A 3,392-nucleotide genomic window follows, 5' to 3' on the forward strand; every position below is an offset into this window, starting at 1 on the left:
GTTCGCTAAAACTTCTGTATAAATCTCATTGATGTGCTCAGCAGGTAAATCAAAATGATGCGCACCTTTTACTTTATCAAGTACATGTAAATAATAGGGCATCACGCCAGCATCAAACAAGCGATAGCTTAAATCAATCAAAACTTGAGCAGAATCATTAACCCCTTTTAATAAAACTGCCTGATTGAGTACCGTGATCTGATGCTGAACCAGCTGATTAAGCTGCTTACAGGTCAGGTCATCCAGCTCTGATGCATGGTTCGAGTGTACCACTAGAATAATACGTAGCCTACTGTTTTTTAACATGCTTAGTAGCTCTTCATCGATCCGGTTTGGGATCACAATAGGAACTCGTGAATGTATTCTTAAAAATTTGAGATGTGGTACCGATTCTAGTCGTTCAATCCAGGTTTTTAATTTTCGGTTAGATAAGGTCAGTGGATCGCCGCCGCTTAGAATTACTTCATTAATATCTGGCTGGCTTTCCAGATATTGTTTGATATTGATCCAGTCCTCATTTTTAGGCAGGTTTTCCTGATAGGGGAAATGGCGTCGGAAACAGTAACGACAGTGGACTGCACAGGCACCGGTCAAGGTCAGTAGAAAACGTGACTTATATTTATGTAGAACACCAGGCTGCTGGTTGGCCTGTTCTTCACCTAGGGGATCGGTGACAAATCCCGGATGGTCTTCCAGTTCCAGATGATGCGGTAACACTTGTAATAAAAGTGGATCTAAAGGATTGCCTGGCTGCATTCTGGAAACAAAAGCTCGTGGCACACGTAATTTAAAGGCTTGAGAGGCCAGAAGAGCACCAGATAACAGCTGATCTGGAGAAAGCTGTAAAATTTGCAGTAGTTCCTGTGGATCGGTAATCAGGTCGCTCAGTTGCGATTGCCAATTTGCTTCTTGATATAAATACTGTGTCATGCCGGAAGATCAAAAAAAGATGAAGGCGATAGCCAGAAGTGCGCAGTTTAGCAGTTTGTCTACAGATGGGAATGTGAAAGCTGGCTAAAATTTCTCTAAACACGATCAGTTTGCTATGGTATGCAAAAGCATAGAGACTTTTATGTGCTTGGAAGACTGGTTGTGCACCAGTATTGGAATAGCTGATGTTAAGTTAAGCAGTGTCAGCAAGTTAAAACCGATTTTTTCGTTGCGACTTGGTGTATTGCTCATTTAGAATACGCAACATTAAATGAATGTGCATGTGGCAACTCATGTTCGTGTCAGACTTGCTAAATGACATTGCAACAGCCCATAGCATCAATAGCTTAAAGTTAGTAAGTTTGGAGTGAGCCAATCATGGCCTATTATTCTACGAACGATTTCAAGTCTGGCCTGAAGGTTATGCTTGATGGTAACCCATGTTCAATCATGGAAAACGAATACGTTAAACCAGGTAAAGGCCAGGCGTTCAACCGCGTTAAATTACGTAACCTTCGCAGTGGTAAAGTTTTGGAAAAAACTTTTAAATCTGGTGATTCTCTAGAAGCTGCAGACATCGTAGAAGTAGAAATGGAATACTTGTACAACGATGGCGAAATGTGGAACTTCATGGATCCTGTAACCTTCGAACAGATCGCTGCTGATAAAACAGCAATGGGCGATGCTGCAAAATGGTTAAAAGACGATTCAAATGAAAAATGTACTATCATGTTGTGGAATGGCGTACCTTTAACAGTAAGCCCACCAAACTTTGTAGTATTAAAAATTGTTGAAACTGATCCAGGCGTTCGTGGCGATACTTCTGGCGGTGGCGGTAAACCAGCGAAACTTGAAACAGGTGCAGTAGTACGTGTTCCATTATTCGTTCAGCAAGAAGAAAGCGTTCGTGTAGACACTCGTACTGGTGACTATTTAGAACGTGCATAATGGTCGGAAAATAGACTATTATCAAAGGGGATGACTAAAATCATCCCTTTTTTTATGCCAAAGTCTTAGAGGAATTCGAAAGGAACAAGCGTAAAGTCGCAAGGGAAAACAGCAGTACCTCGAATAAAAAAATCACGCTGATTTATATGCTTCACAAAATGAGGGATTGAATGGAAACTTTACAACAGAAGTCAACCATGACTTCGAAAATCATCTGGCTCCTGGTAGCCATAGTCGGGGCAGTCTCCTTCGGGATACTTGCACTCAGTCGTGGTGAGCATGTGAATGCAGTCTGGCTGGTACTGGCCGCAGCCTGTGTGTACAGCATCGCTTACCGTTTCTACAGTTTATTTATTGCCAATAAAGTTTTTGAACTGAACGCACGCCGTTTAACACCCGCACATCGTCTGGGTGATGGTCTGGATTATGTGCCGACCAATAAAAGCGTGTTATTCGGTCACCATTTTGCCGCGATTGCCGGTGCGGGTCCTTTAGTCGGTCCAATCCTTGCAGCGCAGATGGGTTATCTGCCAGGCACGATCTGGCTACTGGTCGGTGTGGTACTGGCAGGTGCGGTACAGGACTTCCTGGTACTGTTTATTTCTACCCGTCGTGACGGCCGTTCACTGGGTGAAATGGCAAAACAGGAACTGGGTACCTTTGCTGGTATTATCGTGATGCTTGGTGCGCTGGGCGTAATGATCATCATCCTTGCAGTATTGGCGCTAGTGGTTGTCAAAGCACTGACCAATAGTCCATGGGGCGTGTTCAGTATTGCCGCTACGATTCCGATCGCCATCTTCATGGGGATCTACATGCGATTTATCCGTCCGGGTAAAATTGCAGAAGTTTCGATCATTGGTTTCGTATTGATGATGCTTGGCATTATCTATGGTGAAAACGTTGCACAGCATCCATACTGGGGACAGTTGTTCACTTTAACTGGTACTGAACTGACTTGGGCACTGATCATTTATGGTTTTATTGCATCAGTATTGCCCGTCTGGTTATTACTTGCTCCACGTGACTATTTATCGACCTTCCTGAAAATTGGTGTAATTGCCGGTCTGGCGATTGGTATTCTGTTCGCGATGCCGGAAATGAAATTGCCAGCGATTACCAAATTTGTCGATGGTACAGGCCCAGTATTCGCTGGTTCAATGTTTCCATTCCTGTTTATTACCATTGCCTGCGGTGCGATTTCCGGTTTCCACGCACTGGTTTCTTCAGGGACGACACCGAAACTGGTCAATAACGAACGCGATATCCGGATAATCGGTTATGGCGGTATGTTGATGGAATCCTTTGTAGCGATCATGGCTTTGATCTGTGCCGCGATTCTTGATCCAGGTGTGTACTTCGCGATCAACTCACCAGCAGCACTACTAGGTACAACCGTAGATACTGCAGCTGAAGCAGTACGTAATCTTGGTTTTGTGGTAACGCCTGAAGCGCTGACTCTCTTGGCTCAGGAAGTAGGTGAGAATTCGATTCTGTCACGTACGGGTGGTGCG

At 44.1% G+C, this 3,392-nt stretch carries 3 protein-coding genes; 2 read left to right on the forward strand and 1 reads right to left on the reverse strand.

Translation table 11 applies throughout. From position 1 onward, the window contains the following. Positions 1–930: EF-P beta-lysylation protein EpmB (gene epmB / locus B4J23_RS10615; protein ID WP_291360531.1), on the reverse strand; the 930-nt coding region annotated here is incomplete at its 3' end. Positions 931–1,308: 378 nt separating this feature from the next. Between epmB and efp the strand changes: the two genes are divergently transcribed. Together efp and B4J23_RS10625 are read left to right on the forward strand one after the other, a co-directional pair. Continuing rightward, positions 1,309–1,878 carry an elongation factor P gene (gene efp, locus B4J23_RS10620; protein ID WP_004782608.1) on the forward strand — a complete coding sequence of 190 codons (570 nt, stop codon included), beginning with the start codon at positions 1,309–1,311 and terminating at the stop codon, positions 1,876–1,878. 170 nt (positions 1,879–2,048) lie between these two features. Continuing rightward, a partial coding sequence (locus B4J23_RS10625) for a carbon starvation CstA family protein (RefSeq protein ID WP_291360534.1) occupies positions 2,049–3,392 on the forward strand: 1,344 nt, incomplete at its 3' end.

Source organism: Acinetobacter sp. UBA3025, assembly GCF_002367915.1.
In the GTDB taxonomy this organism is placed as follows: Bacteria; Pseudomonadota; Gammaproteobacteria; order Pseudomonadales; family Moraxellaceae; genus Acinetobacter.

Coding starts and splice junctions, on each gene's coding strand:
- efp (WP_004782608.1), top strand. CDS start 1,309: ATGGCCTATTATTCTACGAACGATTTCAAGTCTGGCCTGAAGGTTATG.